19 protein-coding genes are annotated in these 17,881 nt (G+C 70.9%); 11 read left to right on the top strand and 8 right to left on the bottom strand.

What is annotated here, in order from left to right:
• Window positions 1-69: 69 nt before the first annotated feature.
• Window positions 70-366, bottom strand: a complete 297-nt coding sequence (locus O7601_RS11090) for a hypothetical protein (protein WP_281566085.1) — start codon at window positions 364-366, stop codon at window positions 70-72.
• Between the two features lie 48 nt (window positions 367-414).
• Window positions 415-1,296, bottom strand: a complete 882-nt coding sequence (gene mca / locus O7601_RS11085; protein WP_281566084.1) for a mycothiol conjugate amidase Mca — start codon at window positions 1,294-1,296, stop codon at window positions 415-417.
• A gap of 220 nt (window positions 1,297-1,516) precedes the next feature.
• On the opposite strand from mca, the gene O7601_RS11080 reads away from it, so the two are divergent.
• Together O7601_RS11080 and greA are read left to right on the top strand one after the other, a co-directional pair.
• Window positions 1,517-1,951, top strand: coding sequence for a DUF4307 domain-containing protein (locus O7601_RS11080; protein ID WP_281566083.1), 435 nt, complete (start codon window positions 1,517-1,519; stop codon window positions 1,949-1,951).
• Window positions 1,952-2,064: 113 nt separating this feature from the next.
• On the top strand, window positions 2,065-2,562 hold the full coding sequence (greA, locus tag O7601_RS11075) for a transcription elongation factor GreA (protein ID WP_164446063.1): 498 nt from the start codon (window positions 2,065-2,067) through the stop codon (window positions 2,560-2,562).
• A gap of 129 nt (window positions 2,563-2,691) precedes the next feature.
• Here greA and ilvA read toward each other — a convergent pair whose 3' ends face one another.
• From ilvA to O7601_RS11055, 4 genes are read right to left on the bottom strand one after another with little or no spacing between them, the layout of a single operon-like run.
• Window positions 2,692-3,912: a threonine ammonia-lyase gene (gene ilvA / locus O7601_RS11070; protein WP_281566082.1), complete on the bottom strand. Its 1,221-nt coding sequence runs from the start codon at window positions 3,910-3,912 to the stop codon at window positions 2,692-2,694.
• Window positions 3,913-3,914: 2 nt separating this feature from the next.
• On the bottom strand, window positions 3,915-4,079 hold the full coding sequence (locus O7601_RS11065; protein WP_281566081.1) for a hypothetical protein: 165 nt from the start codon (window positions 4,077-4,079) through the stop codon (window positions 3,915-3,917).
• A 23-nt stretch (window positions 4,080-4,102) separates the two neighbouring features.
• Window positions 4,103-5,512, bottom strand: a complete 1,410-nt coding sequence (locus O7601_RS11060; RefSeq protein WP_281566080.1) for an amidase family protein — start codon at window positions 5,510-5,512, stop codon at window positions 4,103-4,105.
• Between the two features lie 16 nt (window positions 5,513-5,528).
• On the bottom strand, window positions 5,529-6,671 hold the full coding sequence (locus tag O7601_RS11055) for a cystathionine gamma-synthase (protein WP_281566079.1): 1,143 nt from the start codon (window positions 6,669-6,671) through the stop codon (window positions 5,529-5,531).
• A gap of 76 nt (window positions 6,672-6,747) precedes the next feature.
• On the opposite strand from O7601_RS11055, the gene O7601_RS11050 reads away from it, so the two are divergent.
• From O7601_RS11050 to O7601_RS11010, 9 genes are all read left to right on the top strand, one after another.
• Window positions 6,748-7,074, top strand: coding sequence for a hypothetical protein (locus tag O7601_RS11050; protein ID WP_281566078.1), 327 nt, complete (start codon window positions 6,748-6,750; stop codon window positions 7,072-7,074).
• A gap of 2 nt (window positions 7,075-7,076) precedes the next feature.
• A complete protein-coding gene (locus O7601_RS11045; protein ID WP_281566077.1) occupies window positions 7,077-7,769 on the top strand; it encodes a nucleotidyl transferase AbiEii/AbiGii toxin family protein in 693 nt (230 codons plus the stop codon).
• A gap of 52 nt (window positions 7,770-7,821) precedes the next feature.
• A complete protein-coding gene (locus tag O7601_RS11040) occupies window positions 7,822-8,238 on the top strand; it encodes an HIT domain-containing protein (RefSeq protein WP_281566076.1) in 417 nt (138 codons plus the stop codon).
• A 112-nt stretch (window positions 8,239-8,350) separates the two neighbouring features.
• Complete coding sequence (gene msrA, locus O7601_RS11035) at window positions 8,351-9,013, top strand: peptide-methionine (S)-S-oxide reductase MsrA (protein WP_281566075.1); 663 nt, start codon at window positions 8,351-8,353, stop codon at window positions 9,011-9,013.
• 302 nt (window positions 9,014-9,315) lie between these two features.
• The gene (locus O7601_RS11030) at window positions 9,316-11,100 is read left to right on the top strand and encodes an N-acetylglutaminylglutamine amidotransferase (protein WP_281566074.1); all 1,785 of its coding nucleotides are present in this window, start codon (window positions 9,316-9,318) and stop codon (window positions 11,098-11,100) included.
• Window positions 11,101-11,102: 2 nt separating this feature from the next.
• Complete coding sequence (ngg, locus tag O7601_RS11025) at window positions 11,103-12,995, top strand: N-acetylglutaminylglutamine synthetase (protein WP_281566073.1); 1,893 nt, start codon at window positions 11,103-11,105, stop codon at window positions 12,993-12,995.
• Window positions 12,992-14,185 (top strand): osmoprotectant NAGGN system M42 family peptidase, encoded by a 1,194-nt coding sequence (locus tag O7601_RS11020; RefSeq protein WP_281566072.1) that lies wholly within the window; start codon window positions 12,992-12,994, stop codon window positions 14,183-14,185. The genes ngg and O7601_RS11020 overlap by 4 nt, the downstream gene beginning before the upstream one ends.
• A 318-nt stretch (window positions 14,186-14,503) precedes the next feature.
• A complete protein-coding gene (locus tag O7601_RS11015) occupies window positions 14,504-15,433 on the top strand; it encodes a ribonuclease Z (RefSeq protein WP_281566071.1) in 930 nt (309 codons plus the stop codon).
• Entirely contained in the window at window positions 15,430-15,939 is a 510-nt protein-coding gene (locus tag O7601_RS11010) for a GNAT family N-acetyltransferase (RefSeq protein WP_281566070.1), read from the top strand. Before O7601_RS11015 ends, O7601_RS11010 begins: the two co-directional genes overlap by 4 nt.
• A 125-nt stretch (window positions 15,940-16,064) precedes the next feature.
• On the opposite strand, the gene O7601_RS11005 is transcribed toward O7601_RS11010, so the two are convergent.
• Together O7601_RS11005 and O7601_RS11000 are read right to left on the bottom strand one after the other, a co-directional pair.
• Window positions 16,065-17,435 (bottom strand): cystathionine beta-synthase, encoded by a 1,371-nt coding sequence (locus O7601_RS11005; protein WP_281566069.1) that lies wholly within the window; start codon window positions 17,433-17,435, stop codon window positions 16,065-16,067.
• Window positions 17,436-17,517: 82 nt separating this feature from the next.
• Window positions 17,518-17,874 (bottom strand): YkvA family protein, encoded by a 357-nt coding sequence (locus O7601_RS11000; protein WP_281566068.1) that lies wholly within the window; start codon window positions 17,872-17,874, stop codon window positions 17,518-17,520.
• Window positions 17,875-17,881: the final 7 nt, after the last annotated feature.

Here is a 17,881-nt window from a genome sequence, read left to right as displayed (position 1 = left end):
GAAGGCTAAGCCAAACCTGATGGTCGCAACAGGGGTCGACCATCCGGTTTGACGTGAATCATGCTCCGATCAGCCGTTGCGGCGCTGCTGGTGCCCGTTGGCAGCATCCGTGGATGAATCCTCCGTCACGATCCCACCTGTCGGATCATCGACCGAACGGTCCATCGGCTCCGCGCCGGGCGCCGCCGGCCCCTGGTCGGGGAACCGGTCCGGAAGGCGGCGCAGCCGGGCGTTCATGTTGCGGATCAGCAGCACGGTGGCGGCGCCGAGAACCAGGATCAGGAACAGGCCCATCGGCCCGGCCAGGCCACCCGTGCGGGTGTCACCGAAGTTGTTCTGGGCGAGCACCTGGGCAGCGGTCAGCATGGGATTCCTCCGGTTCGCGGTGTGCAACCAGGGTAGCCCGCCGCCCGCTCAGCGGGCATGAGCCGTCCCGCGTACCCCGGCGAACAGGTCGGACTCCGGCATGGGGCTGTCGACCGACGACCGGACCAACTCGAAATCCTCCGTCGGCCAGGCACGCTGTTGCAGCTCCATCGGCACCTGGAACCAGAAGCCGTCCGGATCCACCTGGGTGGCGTGCGCCCGCAAGGCGTCGTCCCGGACCGGGAAGTACTCGGCGCACGGAACCCGGGTGGTGATCCGTGGCCCCTTGTCCGGCCGGTCCTCCCAACGGGTCAGCCACTCCGCGTACGGCGACTCGGCACCGGTCGCGAGAACGGCCTCGTGCAGCGCCAGGATCTTGCCCTTGGAGAAACCGATGTCGTAGTAGAGCTTCAGCGGCTGCCACGGCGCACCCAGTTCCGGGTAGCGCTCGGCGTCGCCGGCCGCGTCGAAGGCCGCCACGCTGATCTTGTGGCACATGATGTGATCCGGGTGCGGGTAGCCACCCTCCTCGTCGTAGGTGGTGACCACGTGCGGACGGAACTCGCGCATCAGCCGCACCAGCGGACCGGCGGCCACGTCCACGTCCTGGAGGGCGAAGCAGCCCTCGGGCAGTGGCGGCAGCGGGTCGCCCTCGGGCAGGCCGGAGTCGACGAACCCCAACCACGCCTGCTCGATGCCGAGGATGGCTCGTGCCGCGTCCATCTCGGCGCGACGGATCTCGGCGATGTTCGCCCAGACGTCGGGCCGGTCGAGCTTGGGGTTGAGCACGCTGCCCCGCTCGCCGCCCGTACACGTCACGACCAGTACGTCCACCCCCTCCGCGACGTACTTCGCCATCGTCGCGGCGCCCTTGCTCGACTCGTCGTCGGGGTGCGCGTGAACGGCCATGAGTCGAAGTTGCTCTGCCAAGGTCGGCGCTCCTCGTCTCTGCCCACCGGCGACCCACCCCGGGCCCCCGTTGACCTGCCGGATTCCTCCCCGTAGCGGCACCGGACCGCGCCGGCCTGTCATATTTGACCCCAGCCGTACGCGACGCTGAGCCAGATCTGGCGACCGAGTCGAACAGGAATGGCGGACTCTGCCATTCTTGCCGATACCGCTGACAACAACGCCAGGGAGATACCCGACGGTGACCGAGACGCACGCCACACTTGGACCGAACGCGCCGGTCTTCCCGCCCGGTCGGTACGGCCACCGTCGCGCGCCCCGGCGCCACCGGCCGGTGCTGGCCGCGCTGCTGGCCATCGTCGTGGTCGCGACGCTCACCGTCGTCGCGGTCCGGCTCTACCGGCAGTACGGCGATCCGGCGTACGACGCCCAGGTGATCAGCTACGGCGACATCACGGACAATCAGGTGGTGGTCGACTTCCGGGTCAACCTGCCGGACGGCGGCACGGCGGTGTGCGTGCTGCGCGCCCGGGACCACGCCGGCGCCGAGGTGGCCCGCGAAGAGGTGCCGGTGACCGCCGCCGCCGGGCAGCGTCACGTCACCGTCCGGCACCGCCTCGCCACCACGGCACGGCCGTTCATCGGCGAGGTCGTGCGCTGCCGGCCGCCCGCCTGAGGCTCGGCGGCCCCACCTGCGGCCGGCGTGATCGCCGACACTCCTTGTCGTAGGGCACTGGTAACTTGGAGGTTCACCTGTCAGCCAGCACGCAGAAATAAGGAGGACCGCCTGTGTCCAATGGCAACGAGGCGCCCGCCACCTGGCTGTCCCAGGACGCGTACGACCGCCTGAAGGGCGAGCTCGACGAGTTGATCGCCAACCGGCCGGTCATCGCCGCCGAGATCAACGCCCGGCGTGAGGAAGGCGACCTGCGCGAGAACGGCGGCTACCACGCCGCCCGCGAGGAGCAGGGCAAGGCCGAGGGGCGCATCCTCTATCTGAAGGAGCTGCTCCGCACGGCCCAGGTCGGCGAGGCGCCGACCGTCGACGCCGTGGCGCCCGGGATGGTCGTGACGATCTACTTCGACGACGACGCCGACGACACAGAGACGTTCCTGCTCGGCTCGCGTGAGATCGCCTCGACCACGGACCTGACGGTCTACAGCCCCGAGTCGGCCCTCGGCCAGGCGATCCTGGGCGGCAAGGCAGGTCAGGCCTGCACCTACACCGCACCGAGCGGCGCCGACATCAAGGTGACGGTGGTCAGCTTCGAGCCGTTCTCCGGCTGACCGTCGTCCGCTGGCCGGGCCGGCGATCCGATCGACCGCCGTGCCGCCACCCCAGCCGGCAAGTCGACCGAGGACTGTTCCGCCACCCGGACCAGTAGTCCGTTCGTCCAGAGGCGTGACGCTGCGGCGTCACGCCTCTGGTGCGATCGTCACCTGATAGCCGCTGGCCCGCAGAGCGCTGATCAGCATGTCGGAGTGTTCGACACCCCGGGTCTCCACGGACAGCGCGACCTCCACCTCACCGAGACGCAGGTGCGGGTTGGCCCGCTGGTGGACCACGTCCACCACGTTCGCCCGGTGCTCGGCGATCTCGCGCAACAGCGAGGCCAACTGTCCGGGCCGGTCCGAGCAGCGCACCGTGACCCGCAGGTAGCGCCCCGCCGCCGCCAGGCCATGCTCGATCACGCGCAGCATCAGCAGCGGGTCGATGTTGCCGCCGGAGAGCACCACCACCGCTGGCGCGGTCACCTCGACAGCGCCGGCCAGCAGGGCGGCCACACCGACCGCCCCGGCCGGCTCCACCACCTGCTTGCCGCGTTCGAGCAGCATGAGCAGCGCCCGGGAGATGTCCTCCTCGGAGACGGTGACCATGTCGTCGACCAGCTTGCTGACGTGGCTGAAGGTGACATCACCCGGCCGACCGACCGCGATGCCGTCGGCGATGGTGGTGAAGGCCGGGAGCCGGACCGGCTCGCCCGCGACCAGTGACGGCGGGAAGGCCGCCGCGCCGGCCGCCTGCACGCCGATCACCCGAACGTCCGGCCGGAGCGCCTTGGCGGCCACCGCCAGCCCGGAGATCAGTCCTCCCCCGCCGACGCCGGTGACGATCGTGGTGACCTGCGGGCACTGCTCCAGGATCTCCAGCGCCACCGTGCCCTGCCCGGCGATCACGTCCCGGTGGTCGAACGGATGGATCAGCACCGCTCCAGTGCGCTCCGCGAACGTCTGTGCCGCGACCAGCGACTCGTCGACCGTGGCACCGATCAGCTCGACCTGGGCGCCGTACCCCTTCGTCGCCGCCACCTTCGGCAGTGGCGCGTTCACCGGCATGAAGACGGTGGCGTGGGTGCCGACCAGCCCGGCGGCGAGCGCCACGCCCTGTGCGTGATTGCCGGCGCTGGCCGCGACCACGCCCCGAGCACGCTCCTGCGCCGACAACCGAGAGATCCGCACGTACGCCCCGCGCACCTTGTACGACCCCGCCCGCTGAAGGTTCTCGCACTTGAGCCAGACCGGCCCACCGAGCGCGGCGCTGAGCGGACGGGACGGCTCCAGCGGAGTGGTACGGACGACCCCGTCGAGCAGGTCCCGCGCCGCGCGCACCTCGTCCAGGCTGACCAGTTCCGTCATGCCTAGATCGTGCCACCCGCTCCGTCCGGCGCCGCCGACGCCCGGCCCGGGCCAACCTCCGACGCCCGGCCCGGCCCAACCCCCGCGGCCTGGTCCGGTGCGGTCGGCACCGCGAGATCCGCCGTTGCGGCGATCTTCATGCCGGGCAGGATCGGACCGCTGGGCATCGACGGCACGGGAGCGTAGATGATCAGGCGGTGGCGGGCCAGCCCGTTCCGACGCGCGGGTAACCAGGGGCGTGCCGAGGCCAAGGGCTTTCCATCTCGAACTGACCGGCGACACCGAGCAGCAGCAGTTCCGAGCCGGGCGGTCCGACCAGCTGCACGGCGAGCGGCAGCCCGTCCGGGCGGCGGCCCACCGGCACCACCAGGGCGGGCAGCCCGGCGATGTTCCACGGTGCGGCGTACGGGGCGTACCGGATGCTGGCCAACATGTTGGCCTGCCAGGAGCGGGTCGACCAACTGGTCGCCGGTGGGGGCGCGCTGGCCAGCGCCGGGGTGAGCAGCAGATCCACCGAGTGGTCGGTGAAGAAGCCGATCGACCGTTCACGCCAGGCCAGCCGGTCGGCCTCCCGGACGTATCCGCGCCGCCACGCCCACTCGCCGAGCGCGACGTGCCGGCGACTGCGGCGTTGCAGGGCACGCCGGTCGACCCCGGCGGCGCGTACGTCCGCCGCGGCGGCGGCGAACCAGGTGGCGATGCCCTTCAGTCCCAGCGCGGTCGGGTACACCGGGTCGGCCGGCACGGTGTCGTGCCCGGCACGGGCGAGTAGCCGACCGGCGGCGGCGACCGCGTCCCGGTTCGGCGCGTCGGGCGAGACACCCCGCACCGGAGACCGTAGCGACACGCCGACCCGCAGGCGCTGCGGCGGAACGAGCTTGCCCTGGGCGCGACCGGCGAGCACCTGGAAGCCGACCGCCGCGTCGGCGACGGTGGTGCTGAGCATGCCGTGCTCGACCAGGCCGAACCAGTCCTCCGCGCCGAGCTGACAGGGCACCACGCCACGACCGGGTTTCAGCCCGACCAGCCCGCAGCAGGCGGCGGGGATGCGGATCGAGCCGAGACCGTCGTTGCCGTGGGCGATCGGGACCAGCCCGGCGGCCACCGCAGCAGCCGCACCGCCGGAGGAACCACCGGGGGTCCGGGAGAGGTCCCACGGGTTGCGGGTGACCGCCGTCTCGTCGTCGGTGATGCCCCACAGTCCCAGCTCGGGCATCCGGGTGACGCCGAGGATCACGGCACCGGCCCCACGCAGCCGGCGGACCACCTCGTGGTCGGCCTCCGCCACGCCGGTCCGGACGGCGGCGGAGCCGTTCCAGGTGGGCACGCCGGCCACCGGGGTGTTCTCCTTGACCGCGATCGGCACCCCGGCCAGCGGCAGGTTCGCCAGGTCCTCCTGCTCGTCGACCTTCTCCGCCTCGGTGACCGCCTCCCCGCCGCGTACCGCGCGGAACGCGGCGAGGTCGACGTCGGCCTTGGCGACGTGGTCGAGGTGGTCGGCAAGCACCTGGGTGGCCGAGACGTCACCCCGGCGTACGCCCCGGGCGATCTGTTTGGCGGTCGCCCCGACCCAGGTCGGCATGATGTCCTGCACGGCCACCCTCCCAAGCCAGCGGTCAGCCCAGCGCCTGCTCCAGATCGGCGAGCAGGTCTTCGACCGTCTCGATGCCGACAGACAGTCGCACGAGATCGGAGGGAACTTCAAGCGGCGAGCCGGCAGCACTCGCGTGTGTCATCCGACCCGGATGCTCGATCAGGGATTCCACCCCGCCGAGGGACTCGGCGAGCACGAAGAGCCGGGCCCGGTTACAGATCTCGACGGCGTGCTCCTCGCCCCCGGCGGCGCGGAAGGAGATCATGCCGCCGAACCGGCGCATCTGCTTGGCCGCCACCTCGTGCCCCGGGTGTGTCGGCAGGCCCGGGTAGAGCACCTGACCGACCTTGGCGTGCCCGTCCAGGTACGCGACGATCCGCTCGGCGTTGTCGCAGTGCCGGTCCATGCGTACCCCGAGGGTCTTGATGCCGCGCAGGGTCAGCCAGGCGTCGAACGGGCCGTTGACCGCGCCCATCGCGTTCTGGTGGTAGCGCAACCGCTCGCCGAGGTCGGCGTCGGCCGTCACGAGCGCGCCGCCGACCACATCGGAGTGCCCGCCGACGTACTTGGTGGTCGAGTGCACGACCACGTCCGCGCCGAGGGTGATCGGCTGTTGCAGGTATGGCGAGGCGAACGTGTTGTCGACCACCAACAGCGCCCCGGCGTCGTGCGCCACGGCGGCCAGGGTGGCGACGTCGGCGATGCCGAGCAGCGGGTTGGTCGGGGTCTCCACCCAGACCACCTTCGTGACACCGGGCCGGATCGCGGCCCGCACGGCGTCGGTGTCGGAGACCTTGGCCGGGGTGTACGCCAGCCCCCACCGCTCGGCGACCTTTGCGAAGAGCCGGTACGTGCCGCCGTACGCGTCATCGGGGATCACCACGTGGTCACCCGGACCACACACGGTGCGCAGCAGCGTGTCCTCGGCGGCGAGGCCGCTGGCGAAGGCCAGGCCGACCTGGCCGGCCTCCAGCGCGGCCAGGCACTCCTGGAGCGCGTCCCGGGTGGGGTTGCCGGAGCGGCTGTACTCGTAGCCGAGCCGGGGTGCGCCGACGGCGTCCTGGGCGTACGTGCTGGTCTGGTAGATCGGTGGGATCACCGCGCCGGTGCGGGCCTCGGGGTCCTGGCCGGCGTGGATGGCGAGCGTCTCGAAGCCGTGGGTCATTCCGCAGACGTTAGTCCTCCCGCCCGTCCCACCGGATTAAACCCACCCTGGCGGCGGGCTGGGTCATACTTGGCCGATGAGCCCGACGGAAATCCTGCCGTCTCGCCTTGCTGACGCGGCCGACCGCATCCCGACATCGCTGGATCAGCTCACCGGACCGGAGAGCGGTCACGTCGTGCTGCCGCTGCGGTTGGCCTGGTCGGGCCTCACCGAGTTCGAAATCGCCGATGCGCGGCAACGGCTGACTCTTTACCGGACGCTGCTTGACTGCGGCCAGCGTGACGACATCGTCCGCTACGTCAGTGCGACGCTGCTCCGCCACGACTGGCCCCGCATCAGGCGGCTCACCTCAAGGCGTCTGGTGGCGATCTGGGAACGTCAGCTTCCCGAACTCGTTTCCTGAGCGTGGATGAATTACACCTTCGGCTGCTACGGGTCGGCTTCGCTGCCGGCGAAGATCTCGGGCTGGTCCTGGCTGGCGGCTACGCCCTCACCGCGCACGAACTGGTCAAAAGACCGTCCCGGGACATCGACTTCGCGACAGCTACCACCCTTCCTCTACCGGTCGTCGCCGCCCGCCTTGTCGATGCGTACGTCGCAGCCGGATTCGACGCGCGCATCATCGAGGCGACCGCACGAATGGCACGGTTGATGGTCACCTCGCCGGAAGAAGCCTGCGAGGTGGACCTGTTGAAAGAGGCGATCGGGCCGCCGGCCGCGCTCAGTCTTGGGCCGGTTCTCGCCTTCGACGACGCGGTCGGCCTCAAGATGCGAGCGCTTCACGAGCGGGCTGCGCATCGCGACTACATCGACATCCACGCTGCCAACGACCGCCTCGGCAGGCGGGATCTGGAGCATCTGGGTGCCCGGCACACGGTCGGATTCTCGTTGGAGGAGTTGGCCGACCGACTCGGCGCCATCGGTGAGCTGGACGACGAGACGTTCGCCGCGTACGGACTGACCGACCCGAGGATCGTCGAGCTACGTGGCTGGGCCCTCGCCTGGGAGGCGGACATCCGGTCTCGCCTGGCGAACGGGGAGAGCGGTCCGGTCCCGGTCGCCGGCGACGAGTGGGACGCGTACCTCGACCGACTGTGACGGCGGTGCGGTGCGGGCGGCGGCGGCACCCGCCCAGGCTTAATCTGACCGGATGGCGGGGTGCGTGTTCTGCGGGATCGTGGCCGGTGAGGTGCCGGCGTTCCGGGTGACCGACGAGCCGGACGGGGTGGCGTTCCTGGACACCCGGCCGGTGTTCAAGGGGCACGTGCTGGTGGTGCCGCGCACCCATCTGGTCACCCTCGCCGACCTGCCGCCGGAGTCGCTGCCCGGCTACTTCAGGTTGGTGCGGCGGATCGCCGTGGCGGTCGAGTCCGGCCTTGGCGCGGGCGGCACGTTCGTGGCGATGAACAACCGGGTGTCCCAGTCCGTTCCGCACCTGCACACCCATGTGGTGCCCAGAACGAAGGGCGACGGGCTGCGTGGCTTCTTCTGGCCGCGTACCCGTTACGCCGACGACGCCGAGGCCACGGCCTACGCCGGCCGCGTGCACGCCGCGCTGCCGGCGTGAGCCCAGCGGCGAGCGGGCGCTGCGGTGCGCGGGCCTGAGCGGCGGCGCGGCGGGTAAGGAAGCGGGATCCGCCGGTGTTACACGCGGGGAAGGGTACGAAAGGAGTCCCACCGTGTTCCTCCGCCGCATGAAGGCCGAGATGATCTCACCTGACCTGGCCCTGCCCGGCCGTCCCATCGCGATGCCGGTGGCCGACCGGCACGAGGTGCTCGGGACCCCGCTGAAGGGCCCGTTCCCCGAGGGCTACCAGGTCGCCGTGTTCGGCATGGGCTGTTTTTGGGGGGCCGAGCGCCTGTTCTGGACCCTGCCCGGGGTCTTCACCACCTCCGCGGGTTACGCGGGTGGTTACACCGCGAACCCGACCTACGAGGAGGTCTGCTCCGGGATGACCGGGCACACCGAGGCGGTCGAGGTGGTGTACGACCCCACGAAGATCAGCTATGAGGATCTGCTGAAGGTCTTCTGGGAGAACCACGACCCGACCCAGGGCATGCGCCAGGGCAACGACGTGGGCACTCAGTACCGGTCCGCGATCTACGCCAGCACGGACGAGCAGCTGGCGATCGCCGAGGCGTCGCGGGAGGCGTTCGCGCCGATCGTGGCCCGCGCCGGCAAGGGCGACATCACCACGGAGATCGCCCGGCTCGGTGACTACTACCTGGCCGAGGACTACCACCAGCAGTACCTCGCCCCGACCAAGAACCCGAACGGCTACTGCAACCACGGCCCGAACGGGCTGAGCTGCCCGGTCGGCGTGGCCCGTACCGCCGGCTGAGCAGCGCGACACACCCAAGCGCCCCTTGACGGCCGGCCCGCCGATTTCGGCGGGCCGGCCGCCGCGTGGGCGTGGGACGGCAGACCCGTGATCGAGTCGATGCGACACGTATTGCGGCATTCGTCACACTTAACGCTGCTGCCCAAACGCCACAAGTGCTACGAGGCGGGCACGAAACATCACGTCGCTCGACCCCGAATGACAATGCCTTGATCGCGGGGCGCGGATTCTAGCAATGCTGTTACACGACCGTCATGGTCTCAACAGGCTAATCGCAACATCCTCTGGCAGCATGGGCTCACATGTGCGGACTGGCTGGGGAGTTCCGACGGGACGCGACGCGTGCCGACGTCGCAGCGGTGGAACGGATGGCCGCCACCATGTGCGATCGGGGGCCGGATGGCAGCGGGGTGTGGTCACAGGGGCCGGTCGCCCTCGGCCACCGCCGCCTGAAGATCATCGACCTGTCGGCGGCCAGCGGCCAGCCGATCGTCGACTCCGCCGCCGGCCTCACCGGCGTCTTCAACGGCTGCATCTACAACTACCGCGAGCTGCGCGCCGAGCTACAGGCCAAGGGTCACCACTTCTTCTCCAGTGGCGACAGCGAGGTCGTCGTCAAGGCGTACGCCGAGTGGGGGCTGAACTTCGTCGACCACCTGGTCGGCATGTTCGCGGTGGCGATCAGCGAGCGGGACACCGGCCGCCTGGTGCTGGCCCGGGACCGACTCGGCATCAAGCCGCTCTACCTCGCCGAGTCCGCCGGCGTGGTGCGCTTCGCCAGCACCCTGCCGGCGCTGCTGGCCGGCGGCGGGGTGGACACCAGCATCGACCCGGTCGCGCTGGGTCACTACCTCAGCTTCCACAGCATCGTCCCGCCGCCGCGCACCATCCTGCGCGGGGTCGCCAAGCTGCCCCCGGCCACCGTCCGGGTCTACGAGGCCGACGGCCGCAGCCACGAGCGCGTCTACTGGGACCCGCCGTTCCTCCGCCGCGACGAGCACGCCGGATGGTCCGAGCGGGAGTGGCAGGACGCGCTGCACGAGTCACTCATCACCGCCGTACGCCGACGGATGGTCGCCGACGTGCCGGTCGGCGTGCTGCTCTCCGGTGGTCTGGACAGCAGCCTGGTGGTGGCCCTGCTGGCCGGGGAGGGGCAGCGTGGGCTGTCGACCTTCTCCATCGGCTTCGACGCCGTGGGCGGCCGGGAGGGTGACGAGTTCCGCTACTCCGACGTGGTCGCCAAGACCTTCGACACCGACCACCACCAGATCCGGGTCGCCGCACAGGATCTGGTCCCGCCGCTGGAGGCGGCGGTCGCGGCCATGAGCGAGCCCATGGTCAGCCACGACTGCGTCGCCTTCTACCTGCTCAGTCAGGAGGTGTCCCGGCACGTCAAGGTGGTGCAGTCCGGCCAGGGCGCCGACGAGATCCTGGGCGGCTACCACTGGTATCCCCCGCTGGCCCAGGTCGGCCGGGAACAGGCTCTCGACACGTACGCCCGGGCCTTCTTCGACCGCGACGGCGCCGGCCTGGCCCGGGTGCTCAACCCCGACTGGCTCGCCGACGGCGACCCGGCCCGGGAGTTCGTCGCCGCGCACCTGGCGCGGCCCGGCGCGCAGACCGCGGTCGACGCCGGCCTGCGCATCGACACACAGATCATGCTCACCGACGACCCGGTCAAGCGGGTCGACAACATGACCATGGCGCACGGGCTGGAGGCCCGGGTGCCGTTCCTGGATCACGAGTTCGTGGAACTGGCCGCCGCCTGCCCACCGGAGCTGAAGCTGGCGCAGGGCGGTAAGGGTGTGCTGAAGGAGATCGGCCGTCGTGTGCTGCCGCACGAGGTCATCGACCGGCCCAAGGGTTACTTCCCGGTGCCGGGCCTGACACACCTGGAGGGCAAGCTCCTCGACCGGGTACGCGACGCGCTGTCCGCTCCGGAGGCCCGCCGCCGCGACCTGTTCCGCACCGATTACGTCAACGCCCTGCTCGACGCGCCCAACGCCGAACTGACCCCGTTGAACGGAAACAAGCTGTGGCAACTCGGACTCCTGGAAATGTGGCTCCAGAGCCACGGAATCGACTGACCGTGACCGACACCCTGGCCACCGGCGTCGCCCGGACAGACCGGGGCCGCGGCACGGGCAGACGGTACGAGCGGGTCGGGCCGGGCGGTGATCCGATCGCTACCGGCGGCGCCGACCCGACCACCGACGAACGCCCGAGCACCGGTGCGGATGTCATCGTCGACTGCGGTTGGGGGCGGCTGGTCTTCGGTCAGACGTTCGCCGACCAGTCCGCGGTCGCCGACGTGCTGCGTTCCGAGGCGGCCGGTGCCCGGGACATCTGCATCTACCTGCGGGATCCGCACGTGCTGGTCTCCCGGCTGCCCGACGAGTTGTTCATCGACCCGTCGCTGACCTTCCGGTTGCCGCTCGGCGGGGACCGTCGCGGGCCCCGTCCCGGCGCCGGTACCACCGAGGAGGCCGGCAGCGCCGAGACGCCGGCACCGCTCGACGGCCGCAACGAGCTGCCCGGGGTACGCATCCGTCGGTTGCGTGACGCCGCCGACGCCGATGCGGTCAACCGGATCTACGCCGCCAACGGCATGGTCACTGCCCCGGTCGACGTGCTTGTCGACAACGCCGCCACCGACCGGTTCCTGCACCTGGTGGCCGAGGCGGTCACCGGCGAGATCGTCGGCACCATCACCGGCATCGACCACGTGGCGGTCTTCGACGACCCGGACAACGGCGCCAGCCTGTGGTGCCTGACCGTCGACTTCAACCAGGCCCCGCCCGGCACCGGGCAGGCACTGATCACCGAGCTGGCCAGCCGGCTGGTCGCCCGGGGTCGCGCGTACGTCGACCTGTCCGTGCTCGCCGAGAACGCCGGTGCCATCCGGCTCTACGAGCGACTCGGCTTCTACCGCACCGCCACGCTCTGCGTGAAGCGGAAGAACCCGATCAACGAGCGGTTGTTCCTGCCGGCCATGCCGGTCGGCTACGACGGGCTCAACCCGTACGCGCGGATCGTCGCCGACGAGGCGATGCGGCGGGGCATCCGGGTGGAGGTGACCGACCCGGAGTGGGGCGAGCTGCGACTGACCAGCGGCGGCCGGACCATCCTCACCCGGGAGTCGCTGTCCGAGCTGACCTCGGCGGTGGCGATGAGCCGCTGCGACGACAAGCGGGTCACCCGCCGGATCCTGACCGAGGCCGGTCTGTCGGTGCCGCGCGGACGCACCGCCACCGGCGACGGCGCCGACGCGGAGTTCCTGGCCGAGGTGGGCCAGGTGGTGGTCAAGCCGGCGCGGGGCGAGCAGGGCAACGGCATCACCGTCGGGGTACGCACCAGCGAGGCGCTGGCCGCGGCCGTCGAACTGGCCGCCCGGTTCTGTCCGGAGGTGCTGCTTGAGGAGCTGTGCACCGGTGAGGACCTGCGGGTCGTCATGATCGATCACGAGGTGGTGGCCGCCGCCGTACGCCGGCCCGCCTCGATCACCGGCGACGGCGTGCACGACATCGCCGAGCTGATCGAGCGGCAGAGTCGTCGCCGGGCCGCCGCCACCGGTGGCGAGTCCCGCATCCCGCTCGACGACATGACCCGGGACGTGGTCACCGAGGCCGGATACGGGCTGCACGACGTGCTGCCGGAGGGGCAGGTGCTGGCGGTGCGACGCACCGCGAACCTGCACACCGGCGGCACCATCCACGACGTCACCGGAGAGCTGCACCCGGTGATCGCCGAGGCGTGCGTCGCCGCCAGTCGCGCCATCGACATCCCGGTCACCGGGCTCGACCTGCTGGTGCCGGCGCCGGACCAACCCGAGCACGTCTTCATCGAGGCCAACGAACGGCCCGGGCTGGCCAACCACGAGCCGCAGCCCACCGCCGAACGCTTCGTGGATCTGCTCTTTCCCGGGACTCGGGCACCGCAGAAGCTGTGGACGCCGGCGGGTGCGGCACCATCTGGGGCATGACCGTACGCAAGACCACTCCGCTCCCCATCGACCTGGACTATCTCCGTCAGGTGCTGGTCGAGCTGCTCGACATACCGAGCCCGTCCGGGCGCACCGACCATGTGCAGCAGTACGTGGGCGAGCGCCTGTCGGCGCTCGGCATCCCGTCGACGCTAACCCGCCGGGGCGCGCTGAGCGCCTGCCTGCCCGGACCTCGCGAGACCGGCGCGGACCGGGCCATCGTGGTGCACACCGACACCATCGGCGGCATGGTCAAGCGGCTGAAGGAGAACGGCCGGCTGGAACTGAAGCCGATCGGTACGCACAGTGCCCGGTTCGCCGAGGGCGCCCACGTACGGATCTTCACCGACGACCTGGACCGGGTGGTCACCGGTCAGGTGCTGCCGCTCAAGGCCAGCGGGCACCGCTACAACGAGGGTGTCGACCTGCAGGGCTTCGGCTGGGAGCAGGTGGAGGTACGCGTCGACGAGCCGGTGGAGGACATCGCCGGGCTGCGGGCGCTCGGCATCGACGCGGGCGACTTCGTGGCGTTCCTGCCCAACCCGACGGTCACCCCAAGTGGGTACGTCAAGTCCCGCCATCTGGACGACAAGGCCGGGGTGGCCGCGGTGCTCGCCGCGCTGAAGGCGATGGTCGAGGCCGGGGTGAAGCCCGCCGTCAGCGCTCACCTGCTGGTCACCGTGACCGAGGAGATCGGCCACGGGGCGTCCCACGGCCTCGACCCCGACGTGGCCGAGATCGTCTCGGTGGACGCGGCGGTGGTCGCCCCCGGGCAGCAGTCCCGGGAGCACTCGGCCACCCTGGCGATGGGCGACGGCGTCGGGCCGTTCGACTACCACCTGACCCGCAACCTGGCGTCGATCGCCCGGGAACACGACGTGGATCTCGTCCGGGACGTCTTCGACTACTACCGCTCGGACGTGGCGGCGGCGGTGGAGGCGGGGGCACACGCCCGGGTGGCGCTGCTCGGCTTCGGCGTCGACGCCACCCACGGTCACGAGCGCACCCACCTGGAAGGGCTGCGTCACCTGGCCCAGCTGATCTGCCTCTACCTCCAGAGCGACCTGGTGTTTCCCGAATGGGACGCGGAGCCGGAGGGCGACCTGGCCGACTTCCCGTCGCTGGCGGTGCAGCCGGCCAGCGCGGACGGCCCCCGCGAGGGGCCGATAGGCATCGCCCAGAGCGCCTGACAGCGGGGCCGACGGCAGTGTGATCGAAATCCGTTGCCGGTCGGCCGGCGGCTGGATAGCGTGGCGGTACACGGGAAAGGAGGTGGTCCAGACTTGTATAGCAATCGGACTCGTGAGGTGGCTGTCCGCTAGCCGCTGTCCTCGACAGTGACAGCCTGTCCCCCGGGACGGGCACGGTAAGAGTCGTCGAGACCGTGTGGCAGCGGTGCGGCGAAACCACGACAGCCACCCGACCCCCGGGGTGCCGGCCCAGTCCAGTCGGCCCGCGCGTCAGCGCGGAAGCCCCGGGGGTCGCTTCATTCCGTACCGGAGGCGGCCGTGTCAATGCGCGAGCTGGTGGTACTCGGCACGGCGAGCCAGGCACCCACCCGGACCCGCAACCACAACGGGTACGTGCTGCGGTGGGACGACGAGGTGATCCTCTTCGACCCCGGCGAGGGCAGCCAGCGGCAACTGCTGCACACCGGCGTCACCGCCAACGACCTGACCCGGATCTGCGTCACCCACTTCCACGGCGACCACTGCCTCGGCCTGCCCGGCACCATCCAGCGCCTGTCCCTGGACCGGGTGCCGCATCCGGTGGCGGTGCACTTCCCGGCCGGCGGCGCCGACTACTTCGCCCGGCTGCGGCACGCCAGTTCCTTCCACGAGACCGCCGAACTGGCCGTCACCCCGATCGAGTCGGACGGGCAACGAATCCTGCTGCGGCACGGGACGTTGGAGGCACGCCGGCTGTGGCACCCCATCGAGACGTACGGCTATCGGCTGGTGGAGCCCGACGGGTGCCGGATGCTGCCGGAGAGGCTGGCCGCGTACGGCATCACCGGGCCGGCGGTCGGTGAGCTGCAACGCACCGGCCACCTCGACCTCGACGGGCGGCGCGTCACCCGGGAGCAGGTGAGCACGCCACGGCCGGGGCAGCGGTTCGCCTTCGTGATGGACACCGGCCTCTGCGACGGGGTGTACGCGCTGGCCGAGCACGCCGACCTGCTGGTCATCGAGTCGACGTTCCTGGAGTCGGAGGCCGCGCTCGCCGCCGAGGTCGGGCATCTCACCGCCGGCCAGGCCGCGCGGGTGGCGGCCGAGTCAGGGGTACGCCGACTCGTGCTCACCCACTTCTCCCAGCGGTACGCCGACCCGGCCCGATTCGCCGACGAGGCCCGCCGGCACTTCGACGGGGATCTGGTGATCGCCGAGGATCTGACCACGATTCAGGTGCCACCCCGACGGGTACCCTCGGTCGAGTGACCGTCACGCTGCGTCCGGCAGGATCCACTGATCTCCTGCCGGTGGGGGCCCTGCACCAACGTTCCCGGGTCGCCGCCTACTCCTCGTTCCTGCCGGCGGAGGCGCTGGCCGATCCGACCCCGGAGGCGATGGGCGAATACTGGGTGCAGCGATGGACCTGGGAGCGAGCCGACCATGTGATGACGGTGGCCGAGCGGAACGGTGCCCTGGCCGGCTTCAGCTACTTCGGCCCCGACGACGCGGGCGATCCGGCGACCGGGCTGCTCAACGCCATCCACCTGGAGCCGTCCGAGCGGGGTCGCGGCGTCGGCCGGGCCCTGATGGTCGACGCCCTGACCAAGATGCGGACGCGAGGCTGGCGCTGGGCGGTCCTCTGGGTGCTGCGCGACAACACCCACGCCCGCCTCTTCTACGAGCGCGGCGGCTGGCACCCCACCGGGGTGACCCGCGACGAGATGATCGGCCCCGCGCAAACCCCCCAACTGCGCTACGAGCGCCAACTCTGATCCCCGCCCCACCCCACCCCACCCACTCCGTTGATCATGAGGTTGGCGGCAGTTTTCGATCTCCCCGATGCCGCTAACCTCATGATCAACACTGGTTGGGAGGGTGTGGGGGTTGGGGGGTTGGGTCAGCGGGCGCCGAGGTGGGCGAGCAGGTCCTGGCGGGTGAGGACGCCCTTGGGTTTGCCGTCGATCAGGACCAGCGCGGCGTCTGACTTCTCCAGCAGGTTCACCGCCTCGCTGACCGGCTGGCCACCGCCGACCATCGGCAGCGGCGGCCCCATGTGCCGCTCGATGGTGTCGTGCAGGTGCGCCTGGCCGGTGAAGAGCGCGTCGAGCAGATCCTTCTCGGCGATCGAGCCGGCCACCTCGCCGGTCACCACCGGCGGCTCGGCCTTGAGCACCGGCAACTGCGAGACGCCGTACTCGCGCATGTAGTCGATGGCGTCGCGGACCGTCTCGGTCGGGTGCACGTGGACCAGTTCGGGCAGACCGCCCGGCTTGCCGGCCAGGGCCTCGGACACCGTGGGCTCGGAACCGGAGGCGTCGAGAAAGCCGTAGCGGGCCATCCAGGCGTCGTTGAAGATCTTGGACAGGTAACCCCGGCCGCCATCCGGCAGCAGCACCACGATCACGTCGTCCGGACCGGCGGCGCGCGCCACCTCCAGCGCCGCGACCGCCGCCATCCCGCAGGAGCCACCGACCAGCAGCCCCTCCTCGCGGGCCAGGCGCCGGGTCATATCGAAGGACTGCTTGTCCGAGACCTCGATGATCTGGTCGGCCACGTTCCGGTCGTACGTCTCCGGCCAGAAGTCCTCGCCGACCCCCTCGACCAGGTACGGGCGGCCGGTCCCGCCGGAGTAGACCGAGCCCTCCGGGTCGGCACCGATCACCTTGACGGTGCCGTTGGAGGCCTCCTTCAGGTAACGCCCGATGCCGGAGATGGTGCCGCCGGTGCCCACCCCGGCCACGAAGTGGGTGATCCGGCCCTCGGTCTGCTGCCACAGCTCCGGGCCGGTGGTCTCGTAGTGCGAGCGCGGGTTCGCCACGTTGGCGTACTGGTTGGGCTTCCACGCGCCGGGGATCTCCCGGGCCAGCCGGTCGGAGACGTTGTAGTACGAGCGCGGGTCCTCCGGCGCGACGGCGGTCGGGCAGACCACCACCTCGGCGCCGTACGCCCGCAGCACGTCCTGCTTGTCCTGGCTGACCTTGTCGGGGCAGACGAACACGCAGCGGTAGCCCCTGAGCTGGGCCACCAGGGCCAGCCCGACGCCGGTGTTGCCGCTGGTCGGCTCGACGATGGTGCCGCCCGGGCGGAGGATCCCCGCCGCCTCGGCGTCCTCCACCATGCGCAGCGCGATCCGGTCCTTCACCGACCCGCCGGGGTTGAGGTACTCCACCTTCGCCAGCACCGTCGCCTGGATGCCCTCGGCGACGTTACGTAGCCGTACCAGCGGCGTGTTGCCGATCATTTCGACGACATTGTCGTAGTACTGCACCTCGTTGTGCCCTTTCGCTCCGGCACCGGCACGCCAGGCCGGGCGGGTGAACCAGGTGGAATTCCCGCCAAGGGTACGTCGGTCAGGGCACCACGTGGCCGGGGACCACGGTGCTGCGACGTGCCTCCCACTCCAGGAAGCGCTCGGTCTCGGCGAGCACCGAACCGGCCAGCCAGGTGACCATCACCGCGTCGTCGATCAGCCCGAACACGGCGAGGAACATTTCCGGCACCGCGTCGATCGGCGAGACGATGTACGCCGTGGCGGCGGTCATCATGGCAAGCCGCAGCCCGCCGTCGTACTGGCCCCGCGCGGTGGCCGCGATCATCCTGGGCAGCGCCCCGATCCGGGCGCCGAGCGACGGCCCTCCCCGGGAGCCGGCGGTCATCGCCCGCGCCAAGGCCACGAAGGCGGCACCTCGTTTCAACGTCTTAGCCATCGTCGTG

Origin of the sequence: Verrucosispora sp. WMMD573 (genome assembly GCF_027497175.1) — a bacterium.
In the GTDB taxonomy this organism is placed as follows: Bacteria; Actinomycetota; Actinomycetes; order Mycobacteriales; family Micromonosporaceae; genus Micromonospora.
The sequence above is the reverse complement of the archived record's forward strand: the minus strand, read 5'-3'. Positions and strand labels throughout refer to the sequence as shown.

Coding starts and splice junctions, on each gene's coding strand:
- O7601_RS11090 (WP_281566085.1), bottom strand. CDS start 366: ATGCTGACCGCTGCCCAGGTGCTCGCCCAGAACAACTTCGGTGACACC.
- ilvA (WP_281566082.1), bottom strand. CDS start 3,912: ATGACGGAACTGGTCAGCCTGGACGAGGTGCGCGCGGCGCGGGACCTG.
- O7601_RS11065 (WP_281566081.1), bottom strand. CDS start 4,079: ATGCCCAGCGGTCCGATCCTGCCCGGCATGAAGATCGCCGCAACGGCG.
- O7601_RS11055 (WP_281566079.1), bottom strand. CDS start 6,671: ATGACCCACGGCTTCGAGACGCTCGCCATCCACGCCGGCCAGGACCCC.
- O7601_RS11050 (WP_281566078.1), top strand. CDS start 6,748: ATGAGCCCGACGGAAATCCTGCCGTCTCGCCTTGCTGACGCGGCCGAC.
- O7601_RS11040 (WP_281566076.1), top strand. CDS start 7,822: ATGGCGGGGTGCGTGTTCTGCGGGATCGTGGCCGGTGAGGTGCCGGCG.
- O7601_RS11030 (WP_281566074.1), top strand. CDS start 9,316: ATGTGCGGACTGGCTGGGGAGTTCCGACGGGACGCGACGCGTGCCGAC.
- O7601_RS11020 (WP_281566072.1), top strand. CDS start 12,992: ATGACCGTACGCAAGACCACTCCGCTCCCCATCGACCTGGACTATCTC.
- O7601_RS11000 (WP_281566068.1), bottom strand. CDS start 17,874: ATGGCTAAGACGTTGAAACGAGGTGCCGCCTTCGTGGCCTTGGCGCGG.